The organism is Streptomyces sp. NTD91, assembly GCF_059510455.1.
Genome location: NZ_JCAJZW010000026.1, coordinates 13,772 through 32,146 on the forward strand (window position 1 = coordinate 13,772; position 18,375 = coordinate 32,146).

17 protein-coding genes, 1 other RNA gene and 2 pseudogenes are annotated in these 18,375 nt (G+C 73.3%); 9 read left to right on the forward strand and 11 right to left on the reverse strand.

From position 1 onward, the window contains the following. Positions 1 to 37: 37 nt before the first annotated feature. Positions 38 to 364 (reverse strand): nuclear transport factor 2 family protein, encoded by a 327-nt coding sequence (locus AC5WRT_RS24580; RefSeq protein ID WP_496096535.1) that lies wholly within the window; start codon positions 362 to 364, stop codon positions 38 to 40. Positions 365 to 500: 136 nt separating this feature from the next. On the opposite strand from AC5WRT_RS24580, the gene AC5WRT_RS24585 reads away from it, so the two are divergent. Both AC5WRT_RS24585 and AC5WRT_RS24590 read left to right on the forward strand, forming a co-directional pair. Then, a complete protein-coding gene (locus AC5WRT_RS24585) occupies positions 501 to 1,046 on the forward strand; it encodes a DoxX family membrane protein (RefSeq protein ID WP_496100603.1) in 546 nt (181 codons plus the stop codon). 163 nt (positions 1,047 to 1,209) lie between these two features. Beyond that, the gene (locus tag AC5WRT_RS24590; RefSeq protein ID WP_496096537.1) at positions 1,210 to 1,569 is read left to right on the forward strand and encodes a MazG-like family protein; all 360 of its coding nucleotides are present in this window, start codon (positions 1,210 to 1,212) and stop codon (positions 1,567 to 1,569) included. Positions 1,570 to 1,589: 20 nt separating this feature from the next. Here the strand turns inward: AC5WRT_RS24590 and rnpB are convergent. The 3 genes and pseudogenes from rnpB to AC5WRT_RS24605 form a co-directional block, all read right to left on the reverse strand. Further along, positions 1,590 to 1,991: RNase P RNA component class A (gene rnpB, locus AC5WRT_RS24595), an RNA gene on the reverse strand. Positions 1,992 to 2,109: 118 nt separating this feature from the next. Further along, positions 2,110 to 2,889, reverse strand: a pseudogene (locus AC5WRT_RS24600) (DMT family transporter); the annotation flags it as partial. A gap of 22 nt (positions 2,890 to 2,911) precedes the next feature. Beyond that, positions 2,912 to 3,760: an AraC family transcriptional regulator gene (locus AC5WRT_RS24605; protein WP_496096538.1), complete on the reverse strand. Its 849-nt coding sequence runs from the start codon at positions 3,758 to 3,760 to the stop codon at positions 2,912 to 2,914. Between the two features lie 544 nt (positions 3,761 to 4,304). Here AC5WRT_RS24605 and yaaA point away from each other — a divergent pair. Next, positions 4,305 to 5,087 (forward strand): peroxide stress protein YaaA, encoded by a 783-nt coding sequence (yaaA, locus tag AC5WRT_RS24610; RefSeq protein WP_496100604.1) that lies wholly within the window; start codon positions 4,305 to 4,307, stop codon positions 5,085 to 5,087. A gap of 87 nt (positions 5,088 to 5,174) precedes the next feature. Beyond that, positions 5,175 to 5,822: pseudogene (gene eda, locus AC5WRT_RS24615) on the forward strand (bifunctional 4-hydroxy-2-oxoglutarate aldolase/2-dehydro-3-deoxy-phosphogluconate aldolase); the annotation flags it as partial. 27 nt (positions 5,823 to 5,849) lie between these two features. Here eda and AC5WRT_RS24620 read toward each other — a convergent pair. The 3 genes from AC5WRT_RS24620 to AC5WRT_RS24630 all read right to left on the reverse strand — a co-directional run bounded on the left by AC5WRT_RS24620 (position 5,850) and on the right by AC5WRT_RS24630 (position 8,703). Beyond that, positions 5,850 to 7,079: a bifunctional RNase H/acid phosphatase gene (locus AC5WRT_RS24620; protein WP_496096540.1), complete on the reverse strand. Its 1,230-nt coding sequence runs from the start codon at positions 7,077 to 7,079 to the stop codon at positions 5,850 to 5,852. Between the two features lie 25 nt (positions 7,080 to 7,104). Continuing rightward, positions 7,105 to 7,800, reverse strand: a complete 696-nt coding sequence (locus AC5WRT_RS24625) for a zinc ribbon domain-containing protein (RefSeq protein WP_496096625.1) — start codon at positions 7,798 to 7,800, stop codon at positions 7,105 to 7,107. Positions 7,801 to 7,866: 66 nt separating this feature from the next. Beyond that, complete coding sequence (locus AC5WRT_RS24630; RefSeq protein ID WP_496096541.1) at positions 7,867 to 8,703, reverse strand: Nif3-like dinuclear metal center hexameric protein; 837 nt, start codon at positions 8,701 to 8,703, stop codon at positions 7,867 to 7,869. A gap of 187 nt (positions 8,704 to 8,890) precedes the next feature. On the opposite strand from AC5WRT_RS24630, the gene AC5WRT_RS24635 reads away from it, so the two are divergent. Together AC5WRT_RS24635 and AC5WRT_RS24640 are read left to right on the forward strand one after the other, a co-directional pair. Further along, positions 8,891 to 10,129, forward strand: coding sequence for a hypothetical protein (locus AC5WRT_RS24635; protein WP_496096542.1), 1,239 nt, complete (start codon positions 8,891 to 8,893; stop codon positions 10,127 to 10,129). 97 nt (positions 10,130 to 10,226) lie between these two features. Beyond that, positions 10,227 to 10,385 carry a hypothetical protein gene (locus tag AC5WRT_RS24640; RefSeq protein ID WP_496096543.1) on the forward strand — a complete coding sequence of 53 codons (159 nt, stop codon included), beginning with the start codon at positions 10,227 to 10,229 and terminating at the stop codon, positions 10,383 to 10,385. A gap of 246 nt (positions 10,386 to 10,631) precedes the next feature. Here AC5WRT_RS24640 and AC5WRT_RS24645 read toward each other — a convergent pair whose 3' ends face one another. Genes AC5WRT_RS24645 through AC5WRT_RS24655 form a run of 3 tightly spaced genes read right to left on the reverse strand, consistent with a single transcriptional unit; the run spans position 10,632 to position 13,574 of the window. Beyond that, the gene (locus AC5WRT_RS24645; protein WP_496096544.1) at positions 10,632 to 11,573 is read right to left on the reverse strand and encodes a 3-oxoacyl-ACP reductase; all 942 of its coding nucleotides are present in this window, start codon (positions 11,571 to 11,573) and stop codon (positions 10,632 to 10,634) included. An 11-nt stretch (positions 11,574 to 11,584) separates the two neighbouring features. After that, positions 11,585 to 12,661, reverse strand: a complete 1,077-nt coding sequence (locus AC5WRT_RS24650) for a Zn-dependent alcohol dehydrogenase (protein WP_496096545.1) — start codon at positions 12,659 to 12,661, stop codon at positions 11,585 to 11,587. 37 nt (positions 12,662 to 12,698) lie between these two features. Then, positions 12,699 to 13,574, reverse strand: coding sequence for a MaoC/PaaZ C-terminal domain-containing protein (locus AC5WRT_RS24655; RefSeq protein WP_496096546.1), 876 nt, complete (start codon positions 13,572 to 13,574; stop codon positions 12,699 to 12,701). A gap of 243 nt (positions 13,575 to 13,817) precedes the next feature. Here AC5WRT_RS24655 and AC5WRT_RS24660 point away from each other — a divergent pair, with 243 nt between their 5' ends. Genes AC5WRT_RS24660 through AC5WRT_RS24670 form a run of 3 tightly spaced genes read left to right on the forward strand, consistent with a single transcriptional unit; the run spans position 13,818 to position 16,806 of the window. Beyond that, complete coding sequence (locus AC5WRT_RS24660) at positions 13,818 to 14,807, forward strand: ABC transporter ATP-binding protein (RefSeq protein WP_496096547.1); 990 nt, start codon at positions 13,818 to 13,820, stop codon at positions 14,805 to 14,807. Then, complete coding sequence (locus AC5WRT_RS24665; RefSeq protein WP_496096548.1) at positions 14,807 to 15,523, forward strand: ABC transporter permease; 717 nt, start codon at positions 14,807 to 14,809, stop codon at positions 15,521 to 15,523. The genes AC5WRT_RS24660 and AC5WRT_RS24665 overlap by 1 nt, the downstream gene beginning before the upstream one ends. 17 nt (positions 15,524 to 15,540) lie before the next feature. Next, complete coding sequence (locus tag AC5WRT_RS24670) at positions 15,541 to 16,806, forward strand: sensor histidine kinase (RefSeq protein WP_496096549.1); 1,266 nt, start codon at positions 15,541 to 15,543, stop codon at positions 16,804 to 16,806. On the opposite strand, the gene AC5WRT_RS24675 is transcribed toward AC5WRT_RS24670, so the two are convergent. Further along, a complete protein-coding gene (locus tag AC5WRT_RS24675) occupies positions 16,784 to 18,367 on the reverse strand; it encodes an alpha-L-arabinofuranosidase B (RefSeq protein ID WP_496096626.1) in 1,584 nt (527 codons plus the stop codon). The genes AC5WRT_RS24670 and AC5WRT_RS24675 overlap by 23 nt on opposite strands. Positions 18,368 to 18,375: the final 8 nt, after the last annotated feature.

An 18,375-nucleotide genomic window follows, 5' to 3' on the forward strand; every position in this document is an offset into this window, starting at 1 on the left:
GGAGTCGGAGTGCACGCGAGCACAAGCCCCCGCCGGCCTACGCCTGCCCGGTCTCGAACCGCGAGATCCGCCCGTCGTCCTCGACGGTGAAGGTCCACTTGGTGCGCATCTCGCCCCAGGTGTCGTTGCGGTAGCGGGCGAGGAGGGTGCGGCCGCCGGCGGACTCGTTGTCCACCTCCATGTGGCCGTGGGAGGAGAAGATCTCCTGGTCGATCCACTCGGCGAGGTCACGGTCGGAACCGTCGTCGGACATGGTCGCGCCGGGCGCGAGGAGCGCCATGAAGCCCTCCCGGTCATGGGAGTTGACGGCGTTGACGAAGGCCCGGACGGCCGGATCGCTGAGCTTGGACGGTTGAATCGTCATGGCGCAAGGCTCACACCGCCGCCCCCGCCCCGCCACCCGAACGCCGTCCCCGGCGGGCCGCCGGGTGTGAGCGCTGCGACGGTGGATACGCGGAACCCACTCGTCCGCGCCCGCACGTCCTCGCATGGGAGTCGCCGTGACCTGTCTCGACCGACGTGATCTGGGCCTGCTGCTGCTCCGGCTGGGGGCCGGCGGGGTGCTGGCCGCGCATGGCGCGCAGAAGCTGTTCGGCTGGTTCGGCGGCCACGGCCTGGAGGGCACGGGCCAGTTCATGGAGTCCGTCGGGTACGCGCCCGGGAAGGCGAGCGCCACGGCGGCGGGCCTCGCGGAGGCCGGCGGCGGCACCCTCCTCGCCCTGGGCCTCGCGACCCCGGCGGCGGGCGCGGCGGCGGCCGGCGCGATGGCCGGGGCGGCGGCGGTCCACACGCCCAACGGCTTCTTCGCCCAGGAGGGCGGCTACGAGCACGCGGCGAGCCTCGGCCTCGCGGCGGCCGGCCTCGCCGTCACCGGCCCCGGCCGCCTCTCCCTCGACCACGCCCTCGGCCACGTCTTCGACCGCGGCTGGATGGTCCCGGCCGCCCTCGGAGTCACGGCGGCGGCCACGGTGCTGGTGATCGGGGCGCGCAGTCAGCGGCTGCGGGCGAGGAGGGAGGGCGAGCAGGAGGTGCTGTTCGAGGAGTAGGGCGAGTGGGCGAGCGGGACGTACGGCGCGGCGCCGAGCGGAGGAGGCCGGTACGACGCAGGACGTACGGCGCGACGCCGGGGCGCAGGAAGCCGGTGCGGTGCGGCGCCGGGGCGGAGGAGACCGGCACGGCGCGGTGCCGGGGCATGGGAAGCTGCCTGGCATGACCGCTCAGGACACCCCCGCCCCTTCCGCCGCCCCCGCCCTCTGGCAGACGATCGACGAACTCTTCTCCCGCCTCGAGGACACCCGCAGGCACCCCGGCCAGGAAGGCCTTCTCCTGCGCGTCCTGAAGCTCTCGGAGGAGGTCGGCGAGGTGTCCGAAGCGATCATCGGCACCACCGGCCAGAACCCCCGCAAGGGCGTCACCCACACGTGGGAGGACGTACAGGCGGAACTGTGCGACGTGGTGATCACGGCCCTGGTCGCCCTGCGCACGCTGACGCCCGAGGCGCGGGAGGTGTTCGAGGGGCATCTGAAGCGGGTGCGGGAACGCCCGCTGACCCCCTCGGAATGCCGCTGACCCCCTCGCAGGGAGAGCGGCAGACGAGTCGGGCTGTACGCCGGGTTCTGTTCCCCGGTGCCCTCGCGGGCCTCGGGGCGACGGCCATCCATCTAGGGCCGGCGTTGCCGCCGGCCTCGTGCGGTCCACCCGCGGACTCGGGCGGGCAGCCCTCGAACGTCCGCGCAGGGACACCGGGGTGTCCCCTTTTGACCTTGCTCCGGGTGGGGTTTACCTAGCTGCCCAGGTCGCCCTGGGCACTGGTGGTCTCTTACACCACCGTTTCACCCTTACCGAGGGCCGTGGCCCCCGGCGGTCTGCTTTCTGTGGCACTGTCCCGCGGGTCACCCCGGGTGGCCGTTAGCCACCACCCTGCCCTGTGGAGCCCGGACGTTCCTCGGGAAGCCCCTAGGGGGACTCCACGCGGCCGTCCGCCCGGCTCGTCTGCCGTGTCGACCATGGTACCGGGCGCCGGGAGCGGCGCGGGCCGGTGGCCGCCGTCGCCAGGACGGAGCCCGCGAGGATCAGCCCGAAGGCCACCAGGACCGTCGGTGTCAGCCGCTCGCCGAGGAACAGCGCGCCCGCCGCCACCGCCACCGCCGGGTTGACGTACGTGATCACCGTCGCCCGCGTCGGGCCCGCCTCCTTGATCAGCTCCAGGAACGCCACGAACGCCACCGCCGTGCAGAGCACGCCCAGGCCGACGAGAGCGGTGAGGGCGGAGGACGAGGGGACGGAGGACGGCCAGGTCACCGTCGCCGGCAGCGCGTAGACCACCGCAGCCAGAGTCAGGCAGGCCGATGTCAGGTGGAGGGACGGGACGTCCTTCATGCGGCGCGCGGCGATCACGGGAGCGGTCGCGTAGCCCACGACCGTCACCAGCACCTCGGCCAGCGAGCGGGCGTCGCCGCCGGTGAGATGAGGCAGGGTCAGGACCGTCACGCCGGACAGGCCGAGGGCCAGGCCCGTCAGGCGGCGCGCTCCCAGGTGCTCCGTGTCGCCCAGCAGCCGGGCCACGATCAGGCCCACGATCGGCACCCCCGCGATCAGCAGGCCCGACGTCGAGCTGGACAGATGCCGTTCGGCGTCCGTGAGGGTGAACCACGGGATCATGATCTCCAGGCACGCGAAGGCCAGCATGGGGCGCCAGTGGGCCCGCACGGTCCGCGGCAGGCTGCCCTGGCGCAGGGCGAACGGGAGCAGCAGGAGCGCGCCGAGGGCGCAGCGCGTGAACACGACCACCGGCGGGGACACCTCGTCCACCGCCACCTTGATCATCAGATAGGGGACGCCCCAGATCACTCCCATCAGGGAGAACAGGAACCAGCCACGTGCAGTCATGCGGTGAGTCTCGGCCGCCCGGTCAGGGGATGTCTTGAACGCTGTTGCGGTACGCCGCCGAAGTGACGCTCGTCCGGTACGCCGCCGGCGTCACCCCGAGCACCCGGCGGAACCAGCGGGTCAGATGGGCCTGATCGGCGAAGCCCACCAGGCCCGCGACCTGTGCCGGGCGCAGACCGGCCTCCAGCAGCACCCGGGCCCTGTTCACCCGGTACTGGGCCAGCCAGGCGTACGGCGGTATGCCCATCGTCGTACGGAAGGCGCGCAGCAGTTGGTAGCGCGACAGGCCCAGCTCGGCGGCGAGACCGGCCAGCGGGGGCGGTGCCGTGAGGTCGTCGGCGAGGCGGTCGCGGACCGTCAGGGCGACGGCGCGCGCGCCGGGGATCTCGTCGGACGCGGGCCTGGCCGTGGAGTGGCGGCGGGCCAGCGCCGTCAGCAGCCAGGGCAGGACGGACTCCGCCTCCAGGGGGTCGGGACAGGCGCTCAGCCGGGTGTGGGCGCGGTGGAGGGCGGCGGCCAGTTCGGGGTCGTCGAGGAGGGGCTCACGGAAGTGCGGGAGGCCGCCGAGGGTGCCGTCGGCGAGGAGGGACGGCTCGGCGTACAGGGCGCGGTAGGCGTAGCCGTCGGTGGCGTTGCCGGGGCCGCCGGTGTGCATCTCGCCGGGGTCGAGGACGACGATGGTGCCGGGGCCGGTGCGGATGCGGCCGCCGCGGTAGTCGATCACCTCGTCGCCGCCCACGCAGACGCCGATCGTGTACTCGTCGTGGGCGTGCGGGGCGTAGGTGTGCCGGCGGAAGTCGGCCGTCAGCAGGTCCAGCGGGGGTCCGCCGTGTCCCAGCCGGGCACGCGTCCACAGCGCCTGTTCCGCCATCCCTCGTCACCCCTCCCGGCTCCCCGGCACTCCGGCTCCCCGACAAGGGTGCAACGCCGTCGGGCCCCGCTTTCATGCCGCGTCCGATGCGGCACCCGCGAGAAGCCCGCCGGGCCTGCTCCCGGAGCCCGGGCGCAAGTCGGACCGCTGCCGGGACCACGCTCTCCGGCACGCCGTCGCCCTCGGCCCGACCGAGGTGCGCGTCGTGCGCGCGGGTGCCGGCGGGAGGGACCTGGCCGAAGTGCCGACGAACCGGACGGTGTCGCCGCAACCGGCGGTGCTCGTCGGCTCGTTGCCCGCCGCGGACTCCCCGTGGCCGCCGAGGACCGGGAGGCGCTCGCCGCGATCGGCACCGGGGCGGCGCCCGAGGAGCGGGAGCGGCCGGTGAGCGTGGGCGGCTGCACGTCGACGGCCCCCAGCCCCTCGTACGGGCCCTCGTACGGGCGCTCACGCGGGCGTGAGGAGGACCTCCGCCGATCTCCGCGCGAGGAGGCATCGACGGCACGCCGTACGCTGACGCGGAGGTCTACGTGAGGAGTATGTGGTGCTGGTCCTGCTGCCGCCCTCGGAAGGCAAGGCGAACGGGGGCGAGGGCGTCCCGCTGGAACTCCGGTCGCTGTCCCTGCCGGGGCTGACCGCCGCGCGGGAGGCCGTGCTCGCCGAACTGGTCGAGCTGTGCACCGGCGACGAGGAGAAGGCGCGCGAGGTGCTCGGGCTGAGCGAGGGGCTGCGCGGCGAGGTCGCGAAGAACGCGGGCCTGCCCACGGCCGCCGCCCGCCCCGCCGGGGAGATCTACACCGGTGTCCTCTACGACGCGCTGGACCTGGCCACCCTGGACGCGGCGGCCCAGGAGCGCGCGGCGGACTCGCTGCTGGTGTTCTCCGGGCTGTGGGGCGCGGTGCGCGTGACCGACCGCATCCCCTCCTACCGCTGCTCGATGGGCGTGAGGCTGCCGGGGCTCGGCGCGCTGGCCGGGCACTGGCGGGCGCCGATGGCCGAGGTGCTGCCCGGGGCGGCCGGCGACGGGCTGGTGCTGGACCTGCGCTCCTCGGCGTACGCGGCGGCCTGGAAACCGAAGGGCGAGGTCGCGGGGCGGACGGCGTCCGTACGGGTGCTGCACGCGCCGACCCGGAGGGTGGTCAGCCACTTCAACAAGGCGACCAAGGGCCGGATCGTGCGCGGCCTGCTGTCGGCCGGCGCCGCGCCGGAGAACCCCGCCGAACTGGTGGAGGTGCTGCGGGAGCTGGGGTACGTCGTGGAGGCGGAGACGCCCGGCGGGGCGGGCAGGCCGTGGTCGCTGGACGTGCTGGTGGACGAGATCCACTGAGCCGGGGAGATCCAACGGTCCGCGCGCCTCATTGCAGCATGTGCAACGTTCATTCCGGACTGTGCACCGCGTCGGCACGATGAGGGCATGACCTCGTCGCCGCCCTCCGCTCCGGCCGCCTCCGTGCTGGATCTCGCGCCCGTCGTACCCGTGGTGGTCGTCTCCGACGCCGCCGACGCCGTACCGCTGGCGCGGGCGCTGGTGGCGGGCGGGCTGCCCACGATCGAGGTGACGCTCAGGACGCCTGCGGCGCTGAATGCGATCCGCGCCATCGCCGCCGAGGTGCCGCGGGCCGTGGTCGGCGCGGGCACGGTGCTCACGCCTGAGCAGGTGGGCGCGAGTACGGCGGCGTAGGCGCGGTTCCTGGTCGCTCCCGGATGGACGGACACGCTGCTGGCGGCGATGCGCGGGTCCAAAGTGCCGTTCCTGCCCGGGGTGTCCACCGCCTCGGAGGTCGTGGCGCTGCTGGAGCGCGGGGTGCGGGAGATGAAGTTCTTCCCGGCTCGGGCGGCGGGCGGTACGGCGTATCTGCGGTCGCTGGCCGGGCCGTTGCCGCAGGCCCGGTTCTGTCCCACCGGCGGGATCGGTCCGGCAGACGCGCCCGAATATCTATCGCTGCCCAACGTCGGTTGTGTGGGCGGCAGTTGGATGGCCCCGGCGGATGCGGTGGCCGTCGGCGACTGGGCGCGGATCGAGGAGTTGGCGCGGAGCGCGGCGCGGCTCGGCGAGGCCGGGGAGCCGGGGCAACGGTCCCGCGTGGGTTCAGGGTCGCAGGTGAGAGGTGTCGTTGAAGAGCCGGACGCTGGCGTTGCCGTCCGCGTAGTACGCCACCGCCGACAGGGAGGCGGCCGACAGCTCCATCCGGAACAGGGACTCGGGCGGGGCGCCGAGGGCCTGGCGGACGAACATCTTGATCGGGGTGACGTGCGTGACGAGGAGGACCGTGCGGCCCGCGTAGGCCGCGACCAGCTTGTCGCGGGTGGCGGCGATCCGGACGGCCGTCTCGGCGAAGCTCTCGCCGCCGCCGGTGGGGTGGGCCTCCGGGTCGGCAAGCCAGGCGTTCAGGTCGTCGGGGTGGCGCTCGCGGACCTCGCCGAAGGTGAGGCCCTCCCAGGCGCCGAAGTCCGTCTCGCGCAGGCCCTCTTCGATCGTGACGTCCAGGCCGAGGCGGGCGGCGACGATGGCGGCGGTCTCCCGGGTGCGGGTGAGCGGGGAGGCGACGACGGCCTGGACGGTGCCGCGCCGGGCGAGGGCCTGCGCGGCGCGGTGGGCCTGTTCGCGGCCGACGGCGGAGAGGGCGGGGTCGGTGCCGCGGCTGCCGGAGAAACGCTTCTGGGGGGTGAGGGGGGTCTCGCCGTGGCGGAGCAGCACGAAGGTCGCCGGGGCGCCGAGGTCGGGGGCGCCGCCCCAGCCCGGTGTGGAGACACGCTGCTCGTCTGGGGTCGGAGCGCGCCGCTCCCCGGGAGGTGCCGCTCTCTGCGGGACGGGCGCCGCCCCTGCGGCTCGGCTGCCCGCAGCCGAGCCGGATGTACCGGACGAGGCGTCAGGAGCTGCCGTCGACCCCGACGGCGACCACCGCTGCCCCTTCCCCCCCGCGTCCATCGCCTCGTTGGCCAGGCGGTCGGCGTGCGTGTTCCGGTCGCGGGGGATCCACTCGTAGGTGACCCGGTCGGGTGGGAACACCGCCCGCGCCTGGGTGGCCAGGGGTTTCATGGCGGGGTGCTTGATCTTCCAGCGGCCCGACATCTGCTCGACGACGAGCTTGGAGTCCATGCGGACGTGGACGCGGGCCGACGCATCGAGGGCGTGGGCGGCGCGCAGGCCGGCCAGGAGACCGCGGTACTCGGCCACGTTGTTGGTGGTGACGCCGATGTACTCGGCCACCTCGGTCAGCGGCTCGCCCGTGGCCGCGTCCCGCACCACCGCGCCGTAGCCCGCGGGCCCCGGGTTGCCCCGCGACCCGCCGTCCGCCTCGACGATGAACTCCCGCACCCGACAAGCCCCTTGTCTACGACGTCTACAGTCCCGACTCGGCCGTGCGCACCAGGATGCGGCGGCAGTTCTCGCAGCGCACCACGGTGTCCGGCGCCGCCGCGCGGATATCGTTCAGCTCGGTGATCGCCAGCTCCTGGCGGCAGCCCTGGCAGGTGCGGGCGTACAGCTTGGCCGCGCCGATGCCGCCCTGCTGCTCGCGCAGCTTGTCGTAGAGGCCCAGCAGGTCGGCGGGGACGGAGCCGGCGACCACCTCGCGCTCCTTGGTCACCGAGGCGACCTCGCTGTCGATCTGCTCGCAGGCCGCGTCCCGGCGCGCGGTGGCGTCGTCGATCTTCGACTGGACCGAGGCGACCCGCTCGGTCAGCTCGTTCACCCGTTCCTGGGCGGCCTCGCGACGCTCCATGACCTCCAGGACCACGTCCTCCAGGTCGCCCTGCCGCTTGGCGAGGGAGGCGATCTCGTGCTGGAGGTTGGACAGGTCCTTGGGCGAGGTGACCGCGCCGGAGTCCAGGCGCTGCTGGTCGCGGGCGGCGCGCTGGCGCACCTGGTCCACGTCCTGCTCGGCCTTGGTCTGTTCGCGGGCGGTGTCGCTCTCCTCGGTCTGCGCGGCGACGAGCAGGTCGCGCAGCTGGGTGAGGTCCTTGGTCAGCGCGTCGATCTCGGCGTGCTCGGGCAGCGACCTGCGCTTGTGCGCGAGCTGCTGCAGGCGGACGTCCAGGTCCTGGACGTCCAGGAGGCGGATCTGGTCGGCGGGCGCGGCGTTCAGTTGGGGGCTCCCTGAAATTCAGCTAGAGGTGATGGACGCCGCGTGGGCGGTCCAGGGGTCGGTGACCGTCTTGGAGACGTGGACCCTGAGGTCCCAGCCCTGACGGTCGGAGATCTCGTCGAGCTGGCTCGCGGCCAGCTCGCACCAGGGCCACTCGGTGGCCCAGTGCGCCGCGTCGAGCAGCGCGAGGGGGCTTTCGGCTACGGCTTCGCTGGCCGGGTGGTGGCGCAGGTCGGCGGTCAGGAAGGCGTCGACGCCGGCGGCGCGGACCTGGTCGAAGAGGCTGTCGCCGGCGCCGCCGCTGACGGCGACCGTGCGGACGACGGCCTCGGGGTCGCCGGCCACCCGGATGCCCTGCGCGGTGGCGGGCAGCCGCCCGGCGGCGCGTGCGGCCAGTTCGCGGACGGTCAGCGGGTGGTCCAGTTCGCAGACGCGGCCGAGGCCCCGGCGGCCCTCGGGATCGGTGGGGTCGGGCACCAGGGGCCGTACGACGCGCAGGTCGAGCGCGCCGGCCAGGGCGTCGGAGACGCCCGGGTCCGCCGTGTCGGCGTTGGTGTGGGCGACGTGCAGGGCGATGTCGTTCTTGATCAGCGTGTGCACGACACGGCCCTTGAAGTGGGTCGCCGCGACCGTGGTGGTCCCTCGCAGATAGAGCGGGTGATGGGTGACCAGCAGGTCGGCCCCGAGCTTCACCGCCTCGTCGACGATCTCCTGAACGGGGTCGACGGCGAACAGGACCCGGGTGACCTCCTGGCCGGGGTCGCCCACGACGGTGCCGACCGCGTCCCAGGACTCGGCCCGCTCGGCGGGCCACAGGTTCTCCAGCGCGGCGATGACTTCAGACAGACGGGGCACGAGGGCAAGGCTACCTGGCTGGCCTGCGCCGCCGTACCGCATACGGCGGCTCTGCCCCGCTCAGCACAAAGGTCCCGTTTTCCTCAGGTGAATCGCTTCTGCACCACCCGTACGTGTGAAGCCGGACTCGGCCCCTCCCACGCCCGTGCAGGCGAAAACTAGCTTCGTCGCGGGAGGTGACCGAACGATGACGGCCTGTGCGACCGAACCCCCGTCCACGGACGGGACCGACGGGGTGCCGGGGACGGTTTTCGCCCTCACGGCCGACGGCGCCTACGCCGCCCGGCTCGCTTCGGCCGGCGACTCCTGGTTCCCGGAGCGCTGGACGCTGGACGGCCCGGAGCCGTACGCGGTGCCGCTGCCCGGCAACCAGCCCGAGGAACCCGGCACGGAGGTGCAGCCGCTGTCCGACGGCCGGGTGCTGATCCACCGGCTGGTCGAGCACCGGCACGCCTTCTCGCTGCTGTACCCGACCGGGCCCGGCACCGGCGAGCTGCCGCTGGGCGCGGTGGAGTGCCCCGAGCCCGGCACCCGGCTCACCCTGCTGCCGCCCGCCCCGGGAGGCGCGCGGGCGTACGCCCTCGCGGTCGGGCCGCGGTCGAGTGCGGTCTGGCTGGTGGCGGGCGGAGCCTTCGGTCCCGAGCGGGTCGCCCAGGTGCCGGGGCGCTGCTCGGGCGGGGTCTGGCTGGACCGCGCCGGGCGGATACTGGCACTGGACCGGGAGGCGGGCGGACCGGTCAAGACGGTGGTGGTGGACCTGGCGCGCGCCGAGGTCACACCGCTGCTGCAGATCACGGACGGCAGCGAGGACCGGCTCCTGCTCGCCGACCTCGACAGCGGGCTGCTGCTCATCTCCTCCGACGCTCCCTCGCCGGGACAGGAACGACTGGGCTGGGGCGTGCTCGGCAGCACGCTTCCGGTGCGCTTCCCGGAGAGCCTCAGGGTGCCGGACTGCGTGGTGACGCCGTTCGCGATCCAGCCCGGGCAGGCGCTGATGCCGGAGAACTGCGCGGTGGCGCTGCGCGTCGACGGGCCGTACGGCAGCTGGGTGGGGGTCTGGCGGCCGGCCGGGCGGCGGGTGGACCATCTGCCGGCGCCCCTGGGCTGGCTGGCCGGGGCCGGGCTGTGGACGCGGGAGGGTGTACTGCGGCTGCCGTACGCCACTCAGGAGACTCCGTGCGGGGTGGCGGAGCTGGCGGTGCCCAGGGCCGAGGAAGCCGCGGGACACGGTACTCCGGCGGGATCGGGGAACGCGGATCCGGAGGGCCCGGTCCGGGACGGCACGGCCGGCGGGGCGCCCGAGGCGTCGTCCCGGTCGGCGGAACCGGGCCTTCCGGATCCCGCACGAGCGGAGCCCGCGGAGCAGGTCGGGGCACGTCCGGTGCCGTTGCAGCAGGCGCCTCTGGGACGTCTTGTAACGAACTAGTGCCGGTTGGCGTGTGCGCCTGGATTCGGCCCGTGGTGTGCCGGTTAGACTCGCCCGGCTGTACGAAAGATCATGTTGACGGGGTGAATTACTTCCGATGAGCGACACCAGCAGGACTCAGCAGCTGTCTGCCGACTCTCAGGAGGCGGTCGGCCACGGCCGGCACCGGGGCCCGGTAGCGGCCCAGGAGAGCGAGTCGGCTCCGCACGGCAAGCACCGCAAGCCGGTCGAGGAGACCGCGGAGGCGGCTGCCTGACGGTAGATCAGGATCCCGGCCCGGTCGGCAGCCGGAGGCTGCGACGGATCTCCAGGACCGCCTCGGTGCGGTCGAGTGTGATGCGGTGCGGACCGGGCGCCCCGGCGCCCCCTTGGACGCCGGGCCGGTCCCACCGCGTGCTCGGCACCGGCGCGGTGGGACCGCGCGGGACCACGGCGGACCGAGTCGGTGGCGGGCCGCTCCCGCTCCGGCGTCAGCGGCCTCCCGCCCGCCGGACACGGCGCCTCAGGCCCGCCTCAGCCCCAGGACCTCCGTCGCCGCGAAGGTCTCCTGCTCCGGGCGGGCCGCGTAGTGCGGGGTGAGGAGGGCGTCCAGTTCGTCGTACGTGAACGCCTCCTGTTTGCTGTCGAACCGCGCCCGTACCCGTGGCCGTTCGACGACGGCGACCATGCCACCGTGGACGACCAGCAGTTGGCCGTTGATCCGGGCGGCGGCGGACGAGGCCAGGTAGCCGACGAGGGGGGCCACGTGCTCGGGTGCGAGCGGGTCCAGGCCCTCGGCCGGCTGTGCCGACCCCGCGAAGACGTCCTCGGTCATCCGGGTGCGCGCGCGTGGGCAGATGGCGTTGGCCGTGACGCCGTACTTGGCGAGAGCGAGGGCGGTGGAAGTGGTCAGGCCGACGATTCCGCCCTTCGCCGCCGCGTAGTTGGGCTGCCCGGCGGAACCGGCGAGGAAGGCCTCGGAGGAGGTGTTCACGATCCGCCCGTAGACCTTCGCTCCCCCGGTCGCCTTGGACCGCTGCCGCCAGTGTGCGGCGGCGAAGCGGGTGGTGTTGAAGTGGCCCTTGAGGTGAACCCGGATCACCGCGTCCCACTCGTCCTCGGTCATGGAGAAGATCATGCGGTCGCGCAGGATCCCCGCGTTGTTGACGAGGACGTCCAGCCGGCCGAATGCGGCGATCGCCGTCTCGACCAGCTCACGGGCCTGTCGGAAGTCGGCGACGTCTCCGGTGTGGGCGATCGCCCGGCCGCCCGCACCGCGTATCTCGGCGGCGACCTGTTCGGCCGGTACCGCCGACGCCGCGCCCGTGCCGTCCCGGCCCGGCTGCCCGTAGTCGTTGACGACGACGGCCGCGCCGAGCCGCGCGAGTTCCAGGGCCTCCGCCCGGCCGAGCCCGCGTCCGGCGCCGGTGACGATCGCGGACCGTCCTTCGAGTGGCAGTGACATGAGCCGGGTCCTCAGATCTCGATGCACGTACGCAGGGCGGTCCCGGTACGCATCCGGTCCAGGGCCTCGTTGATCTCCGTCAGCCGGACCCGGTGGGTGATCAGCCCCGCGAGGTCGACGCGGCCGGTCCGCCACAGGGCGACGGCGCGTTCGTAGGAGCGCAGCACGTCTCCGCCGCCGTACAGGGACGGCAGGATGCGCTTCTCGTCGAAGAACAGCTCGAACATGTTGAGTTGCAGGAAGTCGTCCATGGCGCCGGCGCCCACCACGACGAGGGTGCCGCCGCGCCGGGTGTTCTCGTAGGCGGTGCGGGCGGTGGCGGACCTGCCCACGACCTCGAAGACGTAGTCGAACCCCTCGCCGCCCGTGACCTGCTGCCTGACGTCGGCCAGTGCCTCCGGTGCAACCGCCTTCGTGGCACCGAAGTGGAGGGCGGCCTCGCGTCGGGAGGCGACCGGATCGACGGCGACTATCTCGGCGGCGCCCTTCAGCCGCGCGCCCTGCACGGCCGAGATGCCGACGCCTCCGCACCCGATGACGGCGACCGACGAACCGGCCTGCACGTCGGCGGTGTTGAGGGCGGCGCCGAGACCGGTGGTGACCCCGCAGCCGATCAGCGCGGCGATGTCGTAGGGCACGTCGTCCGGGATCGGCACCGCGCACCCGGCGTCGACCACGACCTCCTCGGCGAAGGTGCCGGTGCCGGCGAAGCCGAAGACGTCACCGCCGGAGCGCCGGAAGTTGGGGGTGCCCGCGTTCATGAACCCGGACAGGCACAGTTCGGTCTGCCCGCGCTTGCAGGCCGGACAGGCGCCGCAGGCGGGCAGCCAGCACAGGAGGACCCGGTCGCCGGGCTTCACATGACCTACGCCGTCGCCCACTTCGAGGATCTCGCCCGCACCCTCGTGACCGGGCACGAACGGGGCGGGCTGCGGCAGCACCCCGCTCATCGCGGACAGGTCCGAGTGGCACAGCCCGGTGGCCCGCACCCGGACCCTGACCTTGCCGGGGCCGAAGCCCACCGCCTCGATGTCGTCGAGGACCTCCAGCTTCTCCTGGCCGATCTCGTGCAGTACGGCTGCGCGCATGGTACGGCTCCCCTCGGTACGGGCCTCGGTACTGGTGTCAGGTGTGCTCGACGACGGTGTCCGCGAGGACCGGCGCGTCGCCCCGGTCCACGGCGCTCACCACCACCTGGACGCTCCCCTCCCGCCGCCACATGCGGATGCGCAGCGTCTCCCCCGGGTACACGACGCCCGCGAACCGGGCGGTGTACGACCGCACCCGGCTCACATCGCCGCCGAGCAGCGTGTCCACGACCGCCTTGAGCGTGATGCCGTAGGTGCACAGCCCGTGCAGGATCGGCTTGTCGAACCCGGCGAGCTTGGCGAACTCGGGGTCGGCGTGCAGCGGGTTCCAGTCGCCGGAGAGGCGGTAGAGGAGGGCCTGGTCCGGGCGGACGGGGCGTTCGACGGTCCGGTCGGGTGCGTCGGGGGGCGGGTCGAGCCGGGTGGAGGGGCCGCGGTCGCCGCCCCAGCCGCCTTCCCCGCGAACGAAGATCCGGGCGTCGTTGGTCCACAGCGGGCCGTCGGCGTCGGCGACGTCGGTGCGCAGCACCAGGACGGCGGCCTTGCCCTTGTCGTGGACGGCGGCGAGCCGGTGGGTCGCGGTCGCCGTGCCCTCGGCCGGGATCGGGCGGTGGATCCGCAGACTCTGCCCCCCGTGCAGGACCTTGGCGAGCTCGACCTCCACGCCGGGCAGGGACAGCCCGCTGATGACGCCGGGCGCGCCGGAGCCGGCGACGGTGGCGAAGCTCGGCAGGACGTGCAGCCGGGACTCCAGCGTGTAGCGCAGCTCGTCGGGGTCGGTGGCCGGGTCGTCCTTGTCGGGGTCGGCTCCCGCGCCGATGCCGAGGTGGTAGAGCTGGACGTCCTTGGTGGTCCAGGAGATCTCGCCGGTCCGGGGTTCGGCCGCGAGGGCTCGGCGTGCGTCGATGGGCATACGGCTCCTGACACTGGCGGTTCGAGACCCCGGCGCGGACGTCCGCACCGTCGGCCGCACCGAGGTCGCTACGGGGCCGACCTAGAACGCGTTCCAGTCCGGCGCCCTCTGTATAGCCGAGGGCTCCATGGTTGTGAAGGGTCCTGACACCGCGTCAGCTCGGGTGGCCGTGACATTTGTCCTGCCCGAGTCCGTACATGCGCCTCTGCCCGAGGCGGGGCCGCGCTCGTTAGCGTCGCAGGCATGACACAGACGGAGAACACCGCCGTGTCCTTCACGGGGGCGGTCAAGACGTACGGCGCGGTGCGCGCCGTCGACGGAGTGGACCTGGAGATCGGCTGCGGAAAGACCGTGGCCCTGCTCGGCCGCAACGGCGCGGGCAAGTCGACCGCGATCGGGCTGCTGCTCGGGCTGTACGCGCCCGACGCCGGCGCGGTGGAGCTGTTCGGCGCCGCGCCGGAGCGCTCGGTGCGGGCAGGGCGGGTGGGCGCGATGCTCCAGGACGCACGGCCGGTGCCCCGGGTCACCGTGGCCGAACTGGTCGCGTTCGTCGCCTCCCGCTACCCGGCGCCGATGGCGGTCGCCCGGGCGCTGGACCTGGCCGGGATCGCGGACCTCGCCGGGCGGCGGGTGGACCGGCTGTCCGGCGGGCAGGTGCAGCGGGTGCGGTTCGCCGTCGCGCTGTGCGGGGACCCGGCGCTGCTGGTGCTGGACGAGCCGACGGCGGCGCTGGACGTGGAGGCCCGGCACGCCTTCTGGGCGTCGATGCGCACCTATGCCCGGCGGGGGCACACGGTTCTGTTCTCCACGCACTATCTGGAGGAGGCGGACGCGTACGCCGACCGGATCGTGGTCGTCGACCGGGGCCGGATCGTCGCCGACGGAACCGGTGAGGAGCTACGGCGCGCGGCGGGGGGCAACCTGGTGTGCGTGGACCTGGCGGGCCGCGCGCCCGAGGCCTTGGGCCTGCTGCCCGGCGTCCGCTCGGTGGAGGTGCACGGCGACCGGGCCCGCCTGCGCACCGACGACTCGGACGCGACGGTGATCGCCCTGGCCGAGCTGGGGGCGATCAGGAACCTTGAGGTGTCCCCGGCCTCACTGGACGACGCCTTCCTCGCCGTCACGGCGGGTGACGGCGCCCTGAACGGTCGCGGGCCGGTGTCCGATGTGCGTCTGCCGTTGCCCGGGCGTGACCGGCCCACGACCACCCGCACCCGAAGGACGGCCGTCTGATGCTCGCCTACATCCGCCTGGAGACCCTCCGCACACTGCGTGACCCGGGCTTCGTCATCGGTGGCATCGCCATGCCGGTGATGATGTACCTGCTGTTCACCAACCTCGGCGAGAACAAGGGCAGTTGGAAGACGGCAGCCATGATCGGCATGGCCGCCTACGGCGCCGTCGGCTCGGCGCTGAACACCGGAGGCGCGGTCGCCGAGGACCGCGCGACCGGCTGGCTGCGGCAGCTGCGCGTGACCCCGATGACCCCGCGAGAGGTGGTGACCGGCCGGGCCCTGACCGGCGTGGTGACCGTACTGCCGTCGATCGTCGCGGTGCTGGCGGCGGGCGGACTGGTCAACGGTGTACGGCTGACGGCGAGTCACTGGGCGGCGGCCGCAGTGCTGTTGTGGCTCGGCTCGGTACCGTTCACGCTGCTCGGCCTCGGCAACGGCTACCGGCTCACCGGGCCCGCCACCGGGGTGGTCAACATGGTGTGCAATCTGGGGCTCGCGGTGCTCGGCGGGCTGTGGTTCCCGGTCAGTCTCTTCCCGGGCTGGCTGCGGGCCGTGTCGGCGTACGCCCCTACCCGCCGGTTCGCCGAGCTGGGCACCGGCGTATCGGGGGGGCACGCGCCGGGTGCCGGTGCCATCATCGTGCTGACGGCCTGGCTGCTGCTGTTCGGTTCGTACGCCGTGCTGTCGTACCGCCGTCGGGCGGGGACCATCTGACCGGGGGAAACACAGACATGACATCGGGAGTTCGGTGCCGGCTACGGGCCCTGCGGGCCGAGCGGCGCCAGTGGCAGGCCGAGCACGAACGTTTCAAGGCCGCGCAGCGGGCCGCCCGCAAGGAGGGCAGGGAGCCCGACGTCGACCATCCGGGACCGCCGCCCACCGGCTTCGCGCTGCTGCCCTGGCTGCTGATGGGGATGGGAGCCTTCTCCAACCTCCTCCAGGGCAGGACGCCGAGCCCGTGGATCGGCGGCGTGGGCCTGGTGACCTTCAACACCCTCTACATCTACGTCACCTTCCGCTCCTTCCGGCGGGAGACCCGCGAAGCGGTCTCCACCCGGGTGGCGCTGCTGCTCATGGCCCTGGTCACGACGGCTCTGGCGCTCGGCTACGGCGGCAACTGGCTGATGTTCTTCCCGCTGCTGGGGCTGGCCGCGGGGGCGGCACTGCGCGGTCCGTGGCTCGGCCGTACGGGTCTGCTGCTGGCCGGCTACGCGGGGGCGGTCTCCTGGATCCGCGACGGCTCGGACGCGGTGAACATCGCCTACGGCACCTTCCTCTCCAGCATGGTGACCGCCGCCATCCTCGGCCTGTCCGAGGCAGTGCGGGAACTGCGTGCCGCGCGCGAGGAACTGGCGAGGCGCGCGGTGGAGAAGGAGCGGCTGCGTTTCTCCCGGGACCTGCACGACCTGCTGGGGCACACGCTGTCGGTGATCGTGGTGAAGTCGGAGGCGGCCCGCCGGCTGGCCCCGCGCGACATGGATGCGGCGCTCGGCCAGATCGCGGACATCGAGTCGGTGGGCCGACAGGCGCTCACCGAGATACGCGAGGCGGTGACCGGCTACCGGGAGGGCAGTCTCGCCACGGAGTTGGCCCGGGCCCGCTCGGCGCTGTCGGCGGCGAGCGTGGAGCCGGTGGTACGGCAGTCGGGCGCGCCGCTGGAGCCGCAGACGGAGGCGCTGCTGAGCTGGGTGGTGCGCGAGGCGGTGACGAACGTGGTCCGGCACAGCGACGCCCGCCGCTGTGAGATCACCGTCGAGTGCGACGTGGAGCAGGTCCGTCTCACCGTCACCGACGACGGCAGCGGCAGGGCCGTCAGCCGGCCCCAGCAGGGCATCGGCGGCACCGGGCTGAAGGGGCTCACCGAACGCCTCGCGGCGGCGGGCGGCTCGCTCACGGCCGGCCCGGCGCCGCGCGGCGGTTTCACGGTGACCGCCGGGCTCCCGGTGGAGTCGGCGGAGTTCGCGGACGCGCTGGCTACGGCGCCCAGGGCGAGCTGACCGCCCAGCTGACGTCGTCGGTCCAGGACGTGCTGCTGTCGAAGCCGTTGGACCCGCCGTCGCTCGCTATGTACAGGTGGTAGTCGTAGTGGCGCAGGTATCTCGTGGGGTAGTTGTACGACGCGAAGGAGGTGCCGGTGCCGCTCTTCCCGGGCTGCGGGCAGAAGGTCGCGTCCGCCCGGAACAGGGGGGTGCCGTCCATGGGCTGCCGGTAGAGCCTGTAGTCGAAGTGCCGCAGGTAGTCGCCGGGGTAGTTGCGGGACTCGAAGGACACACAGGAACTGTCGGCGAGTCCCCGGCGCACGATCCAGGTGGCGTCGTTCTTGTCCAGGCCGGAACTGCTGGAGGTGAGGGAGGAGATCACGCCGGCGTTGTTCTGGTGCCGGACGTAGTCGCCGGTGCAGCAGGAGGTGGTGGCGCGCAGCGAGATCTCCGAGCCGGGGTCGAGGGTGCCGGTGCTGCCGGTCGCGCCGCCGTAGCCGACGGAGACGATGTCGGCCTGAACCGCGTCGTCGGCGGCGTCGGTCGGGATGCCGGAGGTCATGACGCCCTCGAAGAAGGAGCCGACGGAGCCGTTGCTGTTGTCGCCACCGGTGCCGAGGACGATCGCGCCCTCCTGATGCATGGGCGAGTACCCGCTCGTGGTGGGCTCACCGCCGGAATAGGTGGTGGCCAGCCCGCCGGATTGCGCGTTTCCCCATTTCAGCGCGAAATGGTTCTTGCCGTTGTTCTTCAGCAGCGCGGTCACGAACGGAAGGGCTCCGGTACCGGTGTCCGAGGTGTTCTTGCTGTATCCGGCATCGGACTGGAACAGCCCGTTCTCCAGGTCGGCCTGCACCCAGGGGCCCTGCCCGTAACAGGGCGAGAACCAGCACTCGGTGCCGAAGTTGATGGCGTCCATGTGACCGTTGCCGGTGTCCTTGTTGCTGGTCTCGGCGTTGCCGTAGTCGAAGCAGCAGGCGCCGTTGACGTGGGTGCCCGAGGTCACCATGTACATCCCCTCGGCGGCGCCGTCGGTGGCGACGCCGGAGGTGGAGTCGTCCCGGTAGCCCATGCCTGCGGAGATCTCCAGACCGTAGACCTGGTGGCCGCCGACGGTCACCGGCAGGGCGTCGGCGGGCGCCCCGACATCGGCCTTCCCGGCCCCGCCCGCGCCCTCGACGGTGAGGTCGTTGTGCCGGGAGGACTGGTCGTAGATCTTGGTGATGACGCAGGCCGTGCCGGAGCAGAAGGAGTCCTGGGCGGCCGCGTTCGCGTATCCGCCGGCGGCCGACAACCCGATGTCCTTCGTGCCGCCGTCCGAGGCGCGCCGCACCTGGTAGAGGGGGCCGTTGTACGAGGAGTACAGCGCCCGGACCAGACTGTGCGCGGCGACGCAGGGGGTGCCCGCGGCGCCGTAGACGTCGCAGGGCAGCGCACTCGCGGCCGCGGCCCGGGGTGCGCCGGCGCCGAGGAGCAGCGCGGCGAGGGTCGCGCAGACGGCGAGCACGGACAGGGCGGCGCCGCGCAGGCGCCGGGGGCGGCAGTGGGGGGTTCTCAGGAGCACGGGGCACCTCGGCATGGTCTGGC